At 38.8% G+C, this 17,856-nt stretch carries 18 protein-coding genes and 1 riboswitch; of the genes, 16 read left to right on the top strand and 2 right to left on the bottom strand.

What is annotated here, in order from left to right; all coding sequences use genetic code 11:
- Positions 1 to 8 precede the first annotated feature (8 nt).
- From KW850_RS12305 to KW850_RS12280, 6 genes are all read left to right on the top strand, one after another.
- Positions 9 to 782 carry an enoyl-CoA hydratase gene (locus KW850_RS12305; protein WP_218347865.1) on the top strand — a complete coding sequence of 258 codons (774 nt, stop codon included), beginning with the start codon at positions 9 to 11 and terminating at the stop codon, positions 780 to 782.
- Between the two features lie 114 nt (positions 783 to 896).
- Entirely contained in the window at positions 897 to 1,670 is a 774-nt protein-coding gene (locus KW850_RS12300; protein WP_218347864.1) for an electron transfer flavoprotein subunit beta/FixA family protein, read from the top strand.
- Between the two features lie 39 nt (positions 1,671 to 1,709).
- Positions 1,710 to 2,687: an electron transfer flavoprotein subunit alpha/FixB family protein gene (locus KW850_RS12295; RefSeq protein ID WP_218347863.1), complete on the top strand. Its 978-nt coding sequence runs from the start codon at positions 1,710 to 1,712 to the stop codon at positions 2,685 to 2,687.
- A 155-nt stretch (positions 2,688 to 2,842) separates the two neighbouring features.
- Positions 2,843 to 3,157 carry a thioredoxin gene (trxA, locus tag KW850_RS12290; protein ID WP_218347862.1) on the top strand — a complete coding sequence of 105 codons (315 nt, stop codon included), beginning with the start codon at positions 2,843 to 2,845 and terminating at the stop codon, positions 3,155 to 3,157.
- Between the two features lie 219 nt (positions 3,158 to 3,376).
- Positions 3,377 to 5,149: an excinuclease ABC subunit UvrC gene (gene uvrC, locus KW850_RS12285; protein WP_218347861.1), complete on the top strand. Its 1,773-nt coding sequence runs from the start codon at positions 3,377 to 3,379 to the stop codon at positions 5,147 to 5,149.
- Between the two features lie 70 nt (positions 5,150 to 5,219).
- Positions 5,220 to 5,397, top strand: a riboswitch (Lysine riboswitch).
- Between the two features lie 108 nt (positions 5,398 to 5,505).
- Positions 5,506 to 6,723, top strand: coding sequence for an aspartate kinase (locus KW850_RS12280; protein WP_218347860.1), 1,218 nt, complete (start codon positions 5,506 to 5,508; stop codon positions 6,721 to 6,723).
- Positions 6,724 to 6,789: 66 nt separating this feature from the next.
- On the opposite strand, the gene KW850_RS12275 is transcribed toward KW850_RS12280, so the two are convergent.
- Complete coding sequence (locus tag KW850_RS12275) at positions 6,790 to 7,233, bottom strand: YslB family protein (protein ID WP_218347859.1); 444 nt, start codon at positions 7,231 to 7,233, stop codon at positions 6,790 to 6,792.
- A gap of 440 nt (positions 7,234 to 7,673) precedes the next feature.
- On the opposite strand from KW850_RS12275, the gene KW850_RS12270 reads away from it, so the two are divergent.
- From KW850_RS12270 to KW850_RS12240, 7 genes are all read left to right on the top strand, one after another.
- Entirely contained in the window at positions 7,674 to 8,282 is a 609-nt protein-coding gene (locus KW850_RS12270; RefSeq protein WP_218347858.1) for a succinate dehydrogenase cytochrome b558 subunit, read from the top strand.
- Positions 8,283 to 8,339: 57 nt separating this feature from the next.
- Positions 8,340 to 10,097, top strand: a complete 1,758-nt coding sequence (gene sdhA / locus KW850_RS12265; protein WP_218347857.1) for a succinate dehydrogenase flavoprotein subunit — start codon at positions 8,340 to 8,342, stop codon at positions 10,095 to 10,097.
- A gap of 5 nt (positions 10,098 to 10,102) precedes the next feature.
- Positions 10,103 to 10,864 (top strand): succinate dehydrogenase iron-sulfur subunit, encoded by a 762-nt coding sequence (gene sdhB / locus KW850_RS12260; RefSeq protein WP_218347856.1) that lies wholly within the window; start codon positions 10,103 to 10,105, stop codon positions 10,862 to 10,864.
- 167 nt (positions 10,865 to 11,031) lie between these two features.
- Positions 11,032 to 11,613, top strand: a complete 582-nt coding sequence (locus KW850_RS12255) for a class D sortase (RefSeq protein ID WP_218347925.1) — start codon at positions 11,032 to 11,034, stop codon at positions 11,611 to 11,613.
- Between the two features lie 144 nt (positions 11,614 to 11,757).
- Positions 11,758 to 11,982, top strand: a complete 225-nt coding sequence (gene gerE / locus KW850_RS12250) for a spore germination transcription factor GerE (protein ID WP_026563391.1) — start codon at positions 11,758 to 11,760, stop codon at positions 11,980 to 11,982.
- A gap of 493 nt (positions 11,983 to 12,475) precedes the next feature.
- The gene (locus KW850_RS12245; protein WP_256358220.1) at positions 12,476 to 13,177 is read left to right on the top strand and encodes a Na-translocating system protein MpsC family protein; all 702 of its coding nucleotides are present in this window, start codon (positions 12,476 to 12,478) and stop codon (positions 13,175 to 13,177) included.
- Between the two features lie 105 nt (positions 13,178 to 13,282).
- Entirely contained in the window at positions 13,283 to 14,359 is a 1,077-nt protein-coding gene (locus KW850_RS12240; protein WP_218347855.1) for an ATP-binding protein, read from the top strand.
- A gap of 110 nt (positions 14,360 to 14,469) precedes the next feature.
- Here the strand turns inward: KW850_RS12240 and KW850_RS12235 are convergent, their stop codons facing one another.
- Entirely contained in the window at positions 14,470 to 14,772 is a 303-nt protein-coding gene (locus tag KW850_RS12235) for a HesB/YadR/YfhF family protein (protein ID WP_218347854.1), read from the bottom strand.
- A gap of 211 nt (positions 14,773 to 14,983) precedes the next feature.
- Here KW850_RS12235 and KW850_RS12230 point away from each other — a divergent pair, with 211 nt between their 5' ends.
- From KW850_RS12230 to KW850_RS12220, 3 genes are all read left to right on the top strand, one after another.
- Entirely contained in the window at positions 14,984 to 15,433 is a 450-nt protein-coding gene (locus KW850_RS12230; RefSeq protein ID WP_218347853.1) for a MarR family winged helix-turn-helix transcriptional regulator, read from the top strand.
- A gap of 15 nt (positions 15,434 to 15,448) precedes the next feature.
- A complete protein-coding gene (gene racE, locus KW850_RS12225) occupies positions 15,449 to 16,243 on the top strand; it encodes a glutamate racemase (protein ID WP_218347852.1) in 795 nt (264 codons plus the stop codon).
- A gap of 209 nt (positions 16,244 to 16,452) precedes the next feature.
- On the top strand, positions 16,453 to 17,511 hold the full coding sequence (locus KW850_RS12220; protein WP_218347851.1) for a GerMN domain-containing protein: 1,059 nt from the start codon (positions 16,453 to 16,455) through the stop codon (positions 17,509 to 17,511).
- Positions 17,512 to 17,856 lie beyond the last annotated feature (345 nt).

Raw genomic sequence — 17,856 nt, 5'->3', positions numbered from 1 at the left:
GAATTCAAATGGAATACTTAAAATGGTCATATCAAGACAATATTGCCACGATCACAATTGATCGTCCTCCGGCAAACGCCCTTTCTTCAGGACTTTTAAGGGAATTGGCGGCAGTTCTTGATGAAATCGAACCCAATCGCGAGATCCGGGTGATTGTCATTCATGGGGAAGGGCGCTTTTTCTCTGCTGGTGCAGATATTAAAGAATTTACAACGGTTTCTTCTTCAGAAGGGTTCTCTAATCTTGGTAAGTTCGGACAAGATTTATTTGACCGGATGGAAAAATTTCCGAAACCGATTATCGCAGCTATTCATGGCGCAGCACTTGGCGGAGGGCTTGAATTAGCAATGGCCTGTCATATCCGTTATGTAAGTGAAACGACAAAACTTGGTCTTCCTGAATTGCAGCTTGGCTTAATTCCCGGATTCGCCGGATCGCAGCGTCTGCCTAAATATGTCGGAGTGGCAAGAGCGGCGGAAATGCTGTTTACTTCTGAGCCTATCTCAGGTGTTGAGGCAGTCCAATTTGGATTAGCAAATCGTGCCTTTCCAGAAACGGAAGTGGTCGAGCAGGCATATAAGCTTGCAAGGAAAATCGCCAAGAAAAGCCCTGGTGCACTTAAGGCTACCATTGAATTGTTAAATTATGCAAAAACAGATGAGTTCTTTGAAGGTTCCAAAAGGGAAGCTCAGTTATTTGGTGAAGTTTTCGTCTCTAAGGATGGAAAAGAAGGCATACAAGCCTTTATTGAAAAAAGGGAACCACATTTTAAAGGTGAATAAACTTATCTTTGCAGGTATAATTGCAAGGAAGGCTTAAATAAAAAATTTTTTCTATAAAATTTTCTTAATCTTTCAAACTGAGCGAATGCTCGAAATTTTATCAGGAGGGATACCATGAATATTTACGTATTACTAAAAAGAACTTTTGATACTGAAGAAAAAATAACGATTTCAGGCGGAAAAATCAATGAGGATGGTGCAGAATTTATCATCAATCCTTATGACGAATATGCAATTGAAGAAGCGATCCAAGTTCGCGATGCTAAGGGTGGGGAAGTAACAGTCATTACAGTTGGAACTGACGAGTCAGAAAAACAATTACGTACCGCACTTGCGATGGGTGCTGACAAAGCAGTCCTAATTAATACGGAGGATGATGTTGAAGGTGGAGATCAATTTACAACTGCGAAAATCCTTGCGGAATATTTAAAGGATAAAGACGCTGATTTAATTATTGGCGGAAATGTTGCGATTGACGGCGGAACCGGTCAAGTAGGACCTCGTGTTGCGGAATTACTAAACATTCCTTATGTAACTACTATTACAAAGTTAGAAATTGAGGGAACAAATGTAACCGTTACCCGTGACGTCGAGGGCGATTCAGAAATCATTGAAACGAGCCTTCCATTATTAGTAACGGCACAACAAGGTCTTAACGAGCCGCGCTACCCTTCTTTACCTGGAATCATGAAAGCAAAGAAAAAGCCGCTTGAAGAATTAGAGTTAGACGACCTAGATCTTGAAGAAGACGATGTTGAAGCAAAAACAAAAACGATTGAAATTTATTTGCCGCCTAAAAAGGAAGCGGGCCGAGTTTTAGCAGGTGATTTGAATGATCAAGTGAAGGAACTTGTTCACCTTCTTCATACCGAAGCAAAAGTAATTTAAACGTTTTTATACAAAAATTGTTCTCAGGAGGTAAATGAAATGTCAAGAAAAGTGGTAGTATTAGGAGAAGTTCGTGACGGTTCATTACGTAATGTATCATTCGAAGCGATTGCAGCAGCAAAAACAATTGCTGAGGGCGGAGAGGTAGTTGGTGTTTTAGTAGGCGCTTCTGTAAGCGCTCTATCGACTGAGTTGATCCACTTCGGAGCAGACCGAGTAGTAGTGGTTGAGGATGAAAAATTAAAACTATATACATCAGATGGTTATGCTCAAGCGCTGTTAGCAGTGCTCGATCAAGAAAAACCAGAAGGATTGGTTTTAGGCCATACCTCACTTGGGAAAGACCTGTCTCCAAGAATTGCAGGGAAATTAGCATCAGGTTTAATTTCCGATGCCACAGCTGTTGAAGTAGCTGGCGGTAATGTCGTTTTCACAAGACCAATTTATTCAGGAAAAGCATTTGAAAAGAAAATTGTTACCGATGGCTTAATTTTCGCAACGGTACGACCAAATAATATCGCACCTCTAGAAAAAGATGAAAGCAGAAGCGGCGAGGTTTCAACTCTTTCCGTAGACATTAAAGACCTTCGTGCCATAATTAAAGAGGTCGTCAGAAAAGCAAGTGAGGGCGTTGACTTAAGTGAAGCAAAGGTGGTTATTTCTGGAGGCCGCGGTGTAAAAAGTGCGGATGGTTTCCAACCACTTAAAGAACTTGCGGCTGTTCTAGGCGGAGCTGTTGGTGCATCCCGTGGTGCCTGTGATGCTGACTATTGTGATTACTCTTTACAAATTGGCCAAACTGGCAAGGTTGTCACACCAGACCTTTATATTGCCTGCGGTATTTCTGGGGCTATTCAACATTTAGCGGGAATGTCCAACTCAAAGGTGATCGTCGCTATTAACAAAGACCCAGAAGCGAACATCTTCAAGGTAGCTGATTACGGAATCGTCGGAGACTTGTTTGAAGTTGTGCCATTACTAACTGAAGAGTTTAAAAAGCTGAAAGTACACTCATAATAAGAAGGGCGAGCGGATGCTTCCGCTCGTTTTATTTTTGGATATGAAAGATTATTCATGGTAAGAATGATAGGTGAAGCAATTTATTAGCTTGATTTTCCAAACGATGTTATACTTTCGATAGTAATTCAGTAATTTTTAGGAGGGCAATATAAATGGCAATTTCACATTTAACAGATCAAAACTTTTCGACTGAAACAGGTTCTGGCCTCGTTCTTGTAGATTTTTGGGCACCATGGTGCGGACCTTGTAAAATGATCGCTCCAGTTCTTGAAGAACTTGATTTAGAAATGGGCGAGAAAGTAAAAATCACAAAACTTGACGTGGATGATAACCCACAAACTGCGGCAAACTTCGGTGTAATGAGCATCCCAACGTTATTAGTTATGAAAGATGGCGAAGTCGTTGATAAAGTTGTCGGCTTCCAACCAAAAGATGCATTAGCAAGTGTTTTAGAAAAACACGTGTAACCATATCGAAAAACCTTAGCTTGGATCACTCCAGCTAAGGTTTTTTCTTTTTGCAAGGCTGTATTAAAGATCATTGTTGATAGTCTAACCAAGTGGAGCGAAAATCCACAGGCAAGTTTTACAAAGCTTTTTTTGTAAAAGAATCCACTTTTAATTATCAGTGCTATGATTTAAAATTTTATAAGGTAAACAAAAAAAGACGGGAGGGGAGTGGCCGGAATGAATGAAACTATTAAGCAAAAACTGACGCTGCTGCCGGATCAGCCTGGCTGCTACTTAATGAAAGACCGTCAGGGAACGATTATTTATGTAGGAAAGGCCAAAGTATTAAAGAATCGTGTTCGTTCTTATTTCACTGGGTCACACGATGGGAAGACGTTAAGACTTGTCAATGAAATTGAGGACTTTGAATATATTGTCACCTCTTCGAATATTGAAGCTCTCCTACTGGAACTAAATCTTATTAAAAAGTACGATCCAAAATACAATATCATGCTGAAGGATGATAAAACGTATCCGTTTATAAAGTTGACAGCGGAAAGGCATCCGAAACTTATCATTACTAGAAAAGTAAAAAAAGACAAAGGCAAATACTTTGGACCGTACCCAAATGTGACCGCAGCCAATGAAACGAAAAAACTTCTTGACCGCATTTATCCACTTCGTAAATGCTCAACCCTGCCGGATCGAGTTTGCTTATACTACCACTTAGGGCAATGTCTGGCACCATGTGTGAATGAAGTTCAGGAAGAACAGTATAAACAAATGACAGATGAAATCACTCGCTTTTTAAATGGTGGCTATAAGGAAATTAAGAAAGAACTTAAGGAAAAAATGTCTGCTGCCTCCGAAGAATTAGACTTTGAAAGAGCGAAAGAATATCGTGATAAAATCATCCATATAGAAACGATTATGGAGAAACAAAAAATCACGATGACTGATTTTACGGACCGTGATGTGTTTGGCTATTCAGTCGATAAAGGCTGGATGTGTGTGCAAGTCTTTTTTGTCCGCCAAGGAAAACTAATCGAGCGTGATGTTTCGATGTTCCCTATTTATAATGAGCCTGACGAGGAAATCCTAACGTTCCTCGGCCAATTTTATTCAAAAGCCAATCACTTCAAGCCAAAGGAAATCCTCATCCAGGATGAAGTCGAGTTAAGTTTAGCTGAACAACTTTTAGAAGTTAAAGTGTTCCAGCCTCAACGAGGGCAAAAGAAGGATCTTGTTCAATTGGCCATTAAAAATGCAAAAATTGCCTTGGATGAAAAGTTTTCATTGATTGAAAAAGATGAAGAGCGAACCATTAAGGCAGTCGAGAACCTGGGCGAATTATTGGGAATCTATACGCCTCATCGAATTGAGGCCTTTGATAATTCTAACATTCAAGGAACAGACCCTGTTTCCGCAATGGTCGTTTTCATTGATGGTAAGGCGAATCATCGTGAATACCGAAAATACAAGATCAAAACCGTCCAAGGACCGGATGATTATGAATCGATGCGGGAAGTAACGCGCAGAAGATATTCACGTGCTCTAAAAGAGGAGCTCCCTCTACCAGATTTAATCATTATCGATGGTGGAAAAGGACATGTCGAAGCAGTACGAGATGTATTGGAAAATGAGTTAGGCTTAGATATACCGCTGTCGGGTCTTGCAAAAGACGATAAACACCGTACTTCACAATTGTTGTATGGCAATCCATTAGGAATTGTTCCTTTGGGGCGAAATAGCCAGGAGTTTTATTTGCTGCAAAGGATACAAGATGAAGTCCATCGCTTTGCGATCACCTTCCATCGCCAACTTCGTGGAAAAAGTGCTTTCCAATCCTTGCTTGACGATATTCCTGGAATTGGGGAGAAACGGAAAAAGTTGTTGTTAAAACAGTTCGGCTCGGTGAAAAAAATGAAAGAGGCTAGCAAAGAGGAATTCATAAATATCGGAATTCCGACCAATGTAGCCGATGAATTAATCAAAAAACTTCAATCCTAGTGATTGTCAGAAAAAAAGGAACATGCTATAATAAGTGAAAATTTAATTTACTATCACTTTTACGTATTAAAGTGAAGGTAGAGGTGCGAACTTCAAGAGTAGTGGTTCTGAGAAGGATGAGCTTCTGAGAAGAATCATGAAAGGGGATGTTCGCCGAAGTAAGGAAGGTCTCATTTCTTTCTTTGCTGGTCCTGTATTGAATAAATGCTGGATTGTCAAGACGAATGTCTTGGAGAGCTATCTTACATTGTAGATGCGAGAATTTTTTTCGTGTTTTAAGCAATGAGATGCCCTTCTCATTGCTTTTTTATTTGCGAAAAATTAACGTATTCACCGGAAAGAAGGAGAAAACAAACATGGGGATTATTGTACAAAAATTCGGAGGTACCTCCGTTGCTAGCGTAGAAAGAATCTTAAATGTAGCATCATGTGTAAAAGAGGAGATAGATCGCGGTAACAAAGTGGTTGTTGTTGTTTCTGCAATGGGGAAATCTACGGATACCCTAGTTAGTTTAGCAAAGGAAATTTCTCAGCAGCCTAATAAACGAGAAATGGACATGCTGTTATCAACTGGAGAACAAGTAACCATCTCGTTATTGTCTATGGCTTTAAACCAGCAAGGGCTTGATGCTGTTTCCTTTACTGGCTGGCAGGCAGGGATTATGACAGAACCAGTCCATGGAAATGCCCGGATTTCAAGTATTAAAACAGCAGCGATTGAAACTCAACTCGAAGACGGCAAAGTGGTGATTGTTGCTGGATTCCAGGGAATCACAGAAGACGGAGAAATTACAACACTTGGCCGTGGAGGTTCCGATACGACAGCAGTAGCGTTGGCTGCTGCTCTTAAAGCAGATAAATGTGACATTTATACAGATGTAACGGGAGTTTTCACGACAGACCCAAGATATATTAAAAGTGCTCGTAAATTATTATCAGTGTCGTACGATGAAATGCTTGAGTTAGCTAATTTAGGTGCAGGTGTACTTCATCCACGGGCAGTAGAATTTGCCAAAAACTATCAAGTTCGGCTCGAGGTTCGTTCAAGTATGGAGAAAATAGAAGGAACAGTTATTGAGGGGGAAGCAGCAATGGAACAAAACTTAGTAGTCCGCGGTGTCGCATTTGAAGATGAAATTACAAAAGTAACAGTATTAGGCTTAGCCAATTCATTAACAAGCCTGTCTACAATCTTTACAACACTTGCAGAAAATCATCTGAATGTAGATATTATTATTCAAAGCACCACAGAGGGTGGTTCTGCGAATTTATCATTCTCTATTCATACTGACGACCTATTAGAAACGTTAAATGTCTTAGAAGACAATAAATCTGTGCTTAATTATGAGCAAATTGATGCTGAAAACAAATTAGCGAAGGTGTCCATTGTCGGTTCAGGGATGATTTCTAATCCTGGTGTAGCAGCAAAGATGTTTGAGGTACTCGCTACACACAACATCCAAATCAAAATGGTCAGCACATCAGAAATTAAGGTTTCTGCTGTGGTTGAAGAAAAATATATGTTAAAAGCAGTAGAAGCTTTGCACGAAGCATTCGAACTGGCTAATAAATAAGCGGAAACGCCAAAAATGGTGTCAGGCACTATTGAGTGCCTGACACCATTTTCGGGCGCTTGCGCTTTAGTTTTTTTCCCATTTGACGGTGAAAAGGACTTTGTTTGATTTTTTTACTGGATGCTCGAAGGTTTCAGCACTAGCTTCTTTTTGATATTCAATTTGTTGAGCAAGGAATCCCGCTTCGAGTTGGAAAAAGTGCTCTGCTTTGGACTTAACACGAGAGACCATTATCGGGCTCATCAATTCAAATTGGATTTCTGTTTTATTTTCCTTTGTTAGTTCCAGTTGGCCCCAAGAGGCTTTGGCGAAGAAATCAATAATCTGCTCCATATCCGTTAATGGATATTTTCGCGCAAGTCGTTTTCCGGCCCAATATAAAATTTCAGGCGTATCTTTTCCTAAAATTTCTGGCAAAAGAATTTCCCTGATTAATTCATAACCGAAAATGGATATCGTTCTTGGCTCATCGATATTTATCGTTTCATTAACAACTGTACTATTATTCACAAGCTTCCCCTCTTTCTATCATTCTATTATATACACTTTTTAAAAAGTTTCAGTACAGTTTTTCTAGTTATAACGAATCAAATTAGCTTCATTTTTTGTTATTTTGCAATATCTAACCTTGTTTATCATAATAATTATGATTCCCTTTATGGGAAAAATTACAACCGTAATATCTTGGTAATTAATCATAAAAATCGATTTATTTTTAAAATATATCCATTTTAAGTAGTGAAAAAGTCAATCTATTATAATTTCAATATATTTAAAAAAATTGTAGTTTTATGTAGGAATTGTGTATCCGTTTTCTTGACGCTCTTAGATGATGGGAGTAAAATGTACTTGTCACATTATTGTCACAGTGATGGAAGGTTTCAAACTTATGGGATTTAAATTAATAGAAACTGAACATCATTTTTTTAACATTTTAGGGGGGTAAATTTATGGCGGGTAATCGAGAGTTTGTTTATCGGAGATTGCATTCGTTGCTTGGTGTTATTCCAATCGGGATCTTTTTGATGCAGCATCTGGTTGTGAACCACTATGCAACTGAAGGGGTAGAATCCTTCAACAAAGCTGCGAACTTTATGGGGGGTCTTCCATTTCGCTATGTTTTAGAAACTGTAATTATTTATTTACCGATTTTATTCCATGCAATCTATGGCCTGTATATTGCATTTACAGCCAAAAACAATGCAAGTCAATATGGTTTTTTTAGAAACTGGATGTTTTTACTCCAACGTGTGTCTGGTGTAATTACACTAATTTTTATCACTTGGCATGTTTGGGAAACCCGTGTAGCTGCCGCTTTTGGAAATGAAGTTAACTTCCAAATGATGCAAGATATTCTTTCATCCCCATTCATGTTTGGATTTTATGTCGTTGGTATCATTTCAGCGATTTTCCACTTTGCAAATGGATTGTGGTCATTCTTGGTTAGCTGGGGCATTACTGTAACGCCTCGATCTCAAGTTATTTCTACATACGTGACAATCGTTATTTTCTTGGCTCTATCCTATGTAGGTGTGACAACATTACTAGCTTTTGTATAACAAATGAATGATTGAACGGAAAAATATTGGATTTTGGATTAAGGGAGTGAGTCACGAATGAGTAAAGGTAAGGTGATTATAGTCGGCGGCGGTTTAGCTGGCTTAATGGCAACGATTAAAGTTGCAGAAACAGGAACACCCGTAGAGCTGTTCTCTTTAGTTCCTGTTAAACGCTCTCACTCTGTTTGTGCCCAGGGTGGTATTAATGGAGCAGTAAATACAAAAGGTGAAGGCGATTCAACATATATCCACTTTGATGACACCGTTTATGGCGGAGATTTCTTGGCTAACCAGCCTCCAGTAAAAGCGATGTGTGACGCAGCACCTGGCATTATTCACTTAATGGACCGTATGGGAGTTATGTTTAACCGTACTCCAGAAGGATTATTGGACTTCCGTCGTTTTGGAGGTACACAGTTTCACAGGACGGCATTTGCTGGTGCAACTACTGGTCAACAGCTGCTCTATGCTTTGGATGAACAAGTACGTCGTGAAGAAGTAGCAGGTCTTGTTACGAAATACGAAGGCTGGGAATTCCTTGGTTCCGTTGTTGATGACGATGGTGTATGCCGTGGGATTGTTGCTCAAAATTTAAAAACAATGGAAATTAAATCCTTCTCTGGCGATGCCGTAATCATGGCTACTGGAGGTCCTGGTATTATCTTTGGAAAATCAACAAACTCCGTTATTAATACAGGTTCCGCCGCATCGATTGTGTATCAGCAAGGTGCTTATTATGCTAACGGTGAAATGATTCAAATCCATCCAACAGCTATTCCTGGAGACGATAAACTTCGTCTTATGAGTGAATCTGCTCGTGGTGAAGGCGGCCGTGTTTGGACATATAAAGATGGTAAGCCTTGGTATTTCCTAGAGGAAAAATATCCAGCCTATGGAAACCTTGTACCGCGTGATATCGCAACTCGCGAAATCTTTGATGTGTGTGTGAATCAAAAACTCGGAGTCAATGGCGAGAACATGGTATACCTAGATCTTTCTCATAAGGATCCGCATGAATTGGATATTAAACTAGGCGGGATTATTGAAATTTACGAAAAATTCATGGGTGATGACCCACGTAAAGTTCCTATGAAAATATTCCCTGCGGTTCACTATTCGATGGGCGGTCTATGGGTTGATTATGACCAAATGACCAATATTCCAGGTCTGTTTGCAGCAGGTGAATGTGATTATTCACAGCATGGAGCGAACCGTTTAGGTGCCAATTCCTTGCTATCAGCTATATACGGCGGAATGGTCGTAGGACCAAACGCTGTTAAATATATCAAAGGTCTAGAAAAGAGTTCGGATGCAGTATCTTCTTCAGTATTTGATCGTCATGTTAAAGAACAAGAAGACAAATGGAATTCGATTATGTCTCTAAATGGAAACGAAAATGCCTATGTGCTTCATAAAGAGCTTGGAGAATGGATGACGGATAATGTAACAGTTGTTCGTTACAATGACAGGCTGTTAAAGACAGATGAGAAAATCCAAGAGCTATTAGAACGTTTCCAAAATATCAACATCCATGATACTTCAAAATGGAGCAATCAAGGTGCTGCATTTACAAGACAACTGCAAAACATGCTTCAGTTGGCTCGTGTAATTACGATCGGTGCATACAACCGTAATGAAAGCCGTGGTGCGCATTACAAACCTGACTTCCCTAACCGTAATGATGAGGAATTCTTAAAAACAACAATGGCGAAATTCGTTGATAGTACATCAGCACCGGCTTTCCATTACGAAGATGTTGACGTTTCATTGATTAAGCCACGTGAACGTAACTATGCTAAAAATAAAGGGGAGTAGGAAAAATGTCTGAAACTAAAATGGTGAAATTTATTATTTCACGTCAAGATAGCGAAAATTCTGCTCCTTATGAGGAGGAATTTGAGGTTCCTTATCGTCCGAATATGAATGTCATTTCGGCGTTAATGGAAATCCGTAAAAATCCTGTCAATGCGAAAGGACAAGCATCTACCCCAATTACATGGGATATGAACTGTTTAGAAGAAGTTTGTGGCGCTTGTTCGATGGTCATCAACGGCAAGCCGCGTCAATCTTGTTCCGCACTAATCGATCAATTGGAGCAGCCAATTCGTTTAGCACCGATGAAGACATTCCCAGTGGTACGTGATCTTCAGGTTGACAGAAGTAGAATGTTTGATGCCTTAAAGAAAGTAAAAGCGTGGATTCCTATCGATGGTACCTATGATTTAGGACCTGGTCCACGTATGCCAGAGACAAAGCGTCAATGGGCATATGAACTTTCTAAATGTATGACATGTGGTGTATGTCTTGAGGCATGCCCAAACGTAAACAGTAAATCAAACTTCATTGGGGCTCAGCCGCTTTCACAAGTTCGTCTTTTCAATGCACATCCAACTGGTGCGATGAATAAGGCAGAACGTCTTGAAGCGATTATGGGTGATGGTGGACTTGCTAACTGTGGTAATTCACAAAACTGTGTTCAATCTTGTCCAAAAGGTATTCCGTTGACTACCTCCATTGCGGCATTGAACCGTGATACTACCATTCAAGCTTTCAGAAGCTTTTTTGGTAGTGACCACGCTTAAAAGGGCAGAACTCTTTTAGCGTAATCCAATAGAAAAACCTTCTTTTCAAGTGTGGAAAAGAAGGTTTTTTTGTCGTTTATGGGCGAATGATTGCATTGGTTCTTTCAGCAGCGGTTTGTTATACTCATATTGATGTACAGCCGGTTAGAAAAGGATGGTATATAGAGGTGAAAAATAAATTTCCGCTGTTAATTATTATTGCAGGTCTAATTTTAGTAGGGATAGGACTACGGCAATTTATCGATGTGAAAACGCAAACGCATGCATCACTCAAAGAAGCAAAGGAACTGATTGCCGATCGGCCTGCAGTAGCTCCTCAAAAAAGGGTTGTAAACAGCCCGCCTCCTAAAATGGGGGATACAGTCGGTCTCTTAGCCATTCCAAAAATCAAAGCAGAGCTAGCCATAGTCGAAGGAACCGATCCGGATGACCTCGAAAAAGGGGTCGGTCATTATAAAGGGGCATATTTTCCTGGGGATCAAGGACAAATTGTTTTATCCGGGCATCGAGACACCGTATTTCGTAAATTAGGTGAGTTAAAGATTGGTGATTCACTTAAGATGGAAATGCCGTATGGATCCTATACTTATGAAATCACTGATACGAAGATTGTGAAGTCTGATGATACAAGCATTATTACGCTCCAACATGAGAAAGAGGAATTAATTTTGACAACCTGTTATCCGTTTCGTTATGTAGGGAATGCACCAAAGCGATATATAATTTATGCAACACCCAAAAGTTCCTAATGATTAGGAGCTTTTTTTTCATAAAAAACAATCTCCTCTAAGCAAATATAGTCACTACATTAGTATTGTTCACATAAGATATGTTGACTAAATATATACCCACCCCGTGTTCATAACTGGCGAAGGCAAGGAGGGTTACAGTACTTGAAGGAGAATGTTTATAATCATAAGCCGTTACTCACCAAACGAGAAAGAGAAGTATTCGAGTTATTAGTACAAGACAAAACAACAAAAGAAATCGCTGGTGAATTATTTATAAGCGAAAAAACGGTTCGGAATCACATTTCAAATGCCATGCAAAAGCTTGGTGTAAAGGGGCGTTCTCAAGCAGTTGTAGAGCTCCTTCGAATGGGAGAGCTAGAACTTTAACACAGACCGGCATCCTTTTTTAGGAGGCCGGTTTCATTATTAATAGATCGTCATAAAAAAGGTAAGCATGCGAAATGCTTACCTTTTTTGATGACAATGCGGATGATTAATACTTGGAAATATTTCTCTGCTTAAATGAAAGCAGGTATTCTTACCATCCTTTTTAACCAAGAGGATGTATGACTAAATAAGAATGCCGCTCTAAAACCCAAAATGAATAAGGTTGAGACTAAGCTGTAAAATATATTCAAAGTATACCCCTCCACATTGAAGTTTTAGTGTTAAAAAGTAACACTAGCATTATTGTTAATCTGCAAACTAATTTTATTCGGCCTTAAAGTGAAAAAACCTAATCGAAATGTATTTTGTTGTAAATATTTCACAATATTTGCGAATAAATCCACAGAAATAAATTGATAATCTAGTTATAGACATTTAAAATAAATTTAGGATAAAAGAAATAATGCTTTTATCTCATAAAAGGATGTTTTACTTGGAAAATAAACAAGTGCAAACGGAGCTAGCAGGTTTTATTGGAAGGACTCTTCGTGAAAATTTCGGAAAAGGTCCCGAATCTGTTTTTGTTTCCTATAATCATTCAGTAATGACTGTTTATTTACGTAACTTTATTTCGCCTTCTGAGAGTGTTTTGTTAGGGCAGCAACAAGAAACAATGGTACAAACCACAAGAGATTTGTTGATGCAAACATTAATCCCTGAATTTAAAGCTTATATTAAAATTCTGACTGATATGGATGTAAGTGAATTTTATTATGATTGGGGATTACACAATAAAAGTGGGATATTTGTTTGTATAGGCTCTACCTCGAGTGAAAGCGACCCTCAATATGAAAAACAATATCATTACCCTGGTCAAGATTCTCTTCACCAAGAAATAAATAGAATTAGCCTACAAGCGGAAAAAGCGCCAGAAGACGTCGTTTCCTACCTATTAAATGAACGGACGCTGGTGGTGGTTCGAAATGGGATTCTTGTTCCAATTGAAAAAGAATTAATTCGTTTAGGAAATTTTGAAGCATTAAGGCTTGCGAAACGCAATCTTGAAAAACGATTATTACATGGCAGCGGTAATTTTGAATCTATCCTCCAAACAAAAGTGAATGATATTTTTGTGGATTGGGATTTTAACCGCGATAAAAGTGTAATCGTACTGATTTTATCACCAAAAGCATAAAGGCGGAAATGAGCTAGACAATTGCGATTGAGCTAGACATAAGCCAAGATGGGATGACTCCTATCTTGGCTTTTTATTTTATGGGGAAGGAATAGATAAATAGAGATGAATAGTTCGACAAAAAATGATAAAAAAACAATCCAAGAAGAAATAGAAAAACGTGAGGAATCGTATCGCGATTTAGTTGAAAATTCTCCTGATAACGTGATTATTGCCAGTGAAGATGACATATTATTTATAAATGCAACCGGTACAAGATTATTTGGCGCATCAAAAAAAGAGGAACTTTACCAAAAGAAAGTAAGTGAAATCGTTCACCCTGATTATCATCGGTTTATAAAGAGCAGGGTGGAAATGGTTACAGGAGGCGAAGCCACCGATTTTCTTGAATATAAACTGCTCCGGTTGGATGGAACCACTTTTGAGGCGGAAGTAAAAGGGATTCCGACGATTTTTCAAAATAAACCGGCACGGCACATCATCATCAGGGATATAACCCAAAGAAAGAAGACACTTGAACTATTGTTAAACTCCGAGAAATTAAATGTTGCAGGACAATTGGCAGCTGGGATTGCCCATGAAGTTCGTAATCCGCTCACGGCGATTAAAGGGTTTCTTCAACTGATCGAAACAAAAGTGAATGATCATAAAACTTATTTTGATATTATCCAATCTGAAATCAATCGGATTGATCTCATCCTCAGCGAATTATTGGTATTAGCAAAACCTCAGGATTTAAAATTTGAACCTGTCCTTCTCCGAAATTTAATCGAAGATGTGAAGACGCTGATTGATACCCAGGCCATTATGAAAAATGTTCACATTAAATTTATGAGCGATTGTGGAAATATAATTATTAACTGTGATAAAAATCAACTAAAACAAGTCGTCATTAATTTCTTAAAAAATTCAATTGAAGCGATGCCGAATGGCGGGAAAATTATGATAGACATCAAACAACATGGTAGTCATCATGTGAAGATGTTATTTAAGGACACAGGCTGCGGCATGCCAAGACATGTGTTAAAGCGGATTGGAGAACCATTTTTTACAACAAAAGAAAATGGAACAGGATTAGGGATTATGAATTCTAAACAAATTGTTCAAAATCACCGTGGGACGGTTCATTTTTGGAGCGATGACAAAGGAACGCTTATTGAAGTAATATTGCCGATCGATTAACAAACAAACGAGGAATAAGGGCTTATTTAATGATGATATGTAAGATAGGCAGGAAATTTGAGAAGGACTAAATAGGAAGGCTGACCATCACCCTTCCTATTTTTTACCGATTATTCCTTCGACTTGGTATAACGATATTCAACTTCGTCCCTTTTTTCGTTGTAGTCGACATGTAAATCATGTTCATTGAAGAACCACAAATCCCTTTCTTCAATATAAAATAACAAGCCTTCAGCTTCGGTTTTCACAATTATATCGATAGGATGATTGTCTACAGTGAAACCGAGCGAAAACCCTTCTTGGACAGGGCTGTTTCCATATACCTTCGGATAAAACTTCACTTTATCCCCTTTTTTTAATTCGACCTCTTCTTTAAACCATTTTAGTGCAGACGTGCTGATCACAATTTCCATTCTTTTCTCACCTTTGGTTTTTTATTGAAATTTCCTTTGATTATTATCTCCAAAGAGTGATATTATAGTATTTTTCTAATAGTTTCAACTTGAATTTTTGGCGAAAAAAGTAGAAAATAAGTAGAAGCATGAAGTCCGAAAACACTGAACTTACTTTTAAAATAGATATCGTTTTTTGAAGTAGAGAAGTTTTTTTATAGGAGTGTATGAGATGAATGTCGAAAATTTACAAAGAGCAAATGGGGACATTGTTGCAAATATTGAGAAGGATTTACGCTACATTTCTGGAATCATTAAACAAAAAGGAAGAGAAATGTTAAGTACTTATACCATTACTCCTCCACAATTCATTGCTTTGCAATGGCTCTTTGAAGATGGTGATATGACAATCGGGGAACTTTCTACTAAAATGTACTTGGCATGCAGTACGACCACAGATCTTGTTGATCGGATGGAAAAAAATCTGCTCGTTGAGCGGGTGAAAAATCCAAACGACCGTCGTGTGGTGAGAATCCATTTACTTGAAGAGGGCAAAAGAATCATTGATGAAGTCATAAAAAAACGGCAAGCTTATCTAGAAGAAGTATTGGTTGATTTCTCACCTGAAGAAATTCAACTTCTTCAAAAAAGCTTAACGAAATTGCATAAGGAAATGCGTTAAAAGAGGCGATACGTTTTGAAACAAGCAATTGGTGTAATAGATTCTGGGGTTGGCGGACTAACAGTTGCCAAAGAGGTGATGCGCCAGCTTCCAAATGAGAAAATAATCTATGTGGGTGATACTGCTCGCTGCCCATATGGTCCGAGAACAACAAAGGAAGTCAAGAGATTCACTTGGGAGATGACCTCATTTTTATTAGATCAAAAAATTAAAATGCTCGTGATTGCCTGTAATACGGCAACAGCTGCTGCCTTGGACGAGATTCGAAATGAATTATCCATACCAGTGTTAGGAGTAATTAATCCCGGAGCTCGTGCGGCAATCAAGAAGACAAAGAACTATCGTGTTGGAATTATTGGCACAGAGGGTACCGTAAAAAGCGGGGCTTATGAAAGAGCATTAAAATCGTTAAATAGTCGGCTTTTTGTGAAAGCACATGCTTGTCCGAAGTTTGTTCCGCTTGTAGAAAGTAACGAATTTAATGGTCCGATAGCAGAAAAAATTGTCGACGAAGCCTTAAAGCCGATGCTAAATCAGAATTTGGATACGCTTATTTTAGGGTGTACCCATTATCCGCTCTTAGAGCCAGTAATTAAGCAAGTGATGGGTGAGTCAGTCAGCGTTATTAGTTCGGGTGACGAAACCGCTCGGGAAATTAGTGCAATCCTCCAGTATAATGGGCTATTAGAAACATGTGAGGAAGAACCAGAACACGAATTTTACACAACTGGCTCAAGGCGAATCTTTACAAAAATCGCCTCTCAGTGGCTGGAATCTCCACTTAACGAAGTCAAAAAACTAAAGCTATAATTCGAGCACTCTCTAGATGAGGCTCGTTTTTTTGGAAAAATGAGGGTGTCAGGCACCACTCGTGGACATTTGTCCACGAGCGGTGCCTGACACCTTTTTCTGTTTCTATTATTTTTAAAATTTTGTTCTATTTTTTTGTGGAAGTCGGTCTAATTTATCGGAAGGCTCGTATATATGTTAGTACAAACTGTCTTAGGGGGGAAATAATTATGTCTACAAATAAGGCGAAGATCCTTATGTCGACTGTGCTTACATCAACAGTTCTACTGTCAGGATGTGGATTATTAGGGTCCGAAACAGAGAAGAAAATTGATCCGCCAAAGAGTGTGACGATTAAGGAAGATAAAACAAGTAAGGAAACGACAAAGAAGGAATCTGGTAAGGAGGCAAATGCAAACACCGTCAAAACGGAGCTCTATTTGGTCGATAAAGACGGTTATGTCGTTCCACAAACATTGGATCTTCCAAAAACTAATTCAGTCGCTAAACAGGCGCTTGAATATTTAGTAACAAACGGCCCAGTTACAGATAAACTCCCAAATGATTTTCGCGCAGTTCTCCCGGAGGACACGGAACTTTCTGTGAATATTGATAAAGATGGTGTTGCTACGGTTAATTTTTCGAAAGAGTTTAAAAATTACCAAGCTGAAGATGAGATGAAAATTCTCCAATCCGTCACTTGGACGCTGACTCAGTTTGATAATATTAAAACAGTGAAGCTTAAAATGAATGGTCATGATTTGACTGAAATGCCTGTGAACGGCACACCTATTAGCGAAAATCTCTCCAGAGCAACCGGTATCAACATTGATACAACGGATGTAAATGATATTACCAATACCAAACCTGTGACTGTGTATTATATCGGCGGTGAAGAAGGTTCCTATTATTATGTGCCTGTTACGCGCCGGGTAAATAACAATGAAAAAGATAATTATGTAGCAGTCGTTAATGAATTAATTAAAGGACCTAGTGAAAAATCAACACTTGTATCTGAATTTATGTCAGATGTGAAACTCCTTGAAGCACCAAAATATGAGGATGGAAAAGTCACCTTGAATTTTAATGAAAATGTTTTTGGCAGCTTTGAAGATAAGGAAATCTCCCAGCATTTATTAGATACACTTGTCCTTTCTCTAACGGAACAAGAGGGCGTTGAAAAAGTAGCTGTTGAAGTTAACGGCAAAGCAGATATTAAAAATGATAATGGGAAAAAATTAACTGAACCCGTAACTCGACCAGAAAAAGTAAACACAGGTAGTTTTTAAAAAAAATATATATTTGTTATACTATATAATGAAAATGAAAGAGGTTGGCTTGAATGCCGCCTCTTCTTTATTTGGTATTTAAAGCACATGATATACCAATTTAAAAATATGGCTGTGTTAAAGGTTATTGTTGTTATTTTAGCTACGTTGATTGGAGCCGAAGGCGCGAGATCCTCGAAAATGCTATCGCATTTCCTTCGTGCGGTGTTGACTCGACGATGCTTTTTCAATGTCCTGCAGGAATTCGGGGCTGGGGAGACACTCTGACCGCTCGCGAACCGCTAGTGCCTGGAGCGCAAATCAACATGCTAGTTTAACACAGCCAAAATATTAAGGAGGCAGTAA

It is taken from the genome of Bacillus sp. sid0103 (assembly GCF_019219025.1).
Note: the sequence above shows the minus strand (reverse complement) of the source record. Positions and strands in the feature narration are given on the sequence as shown.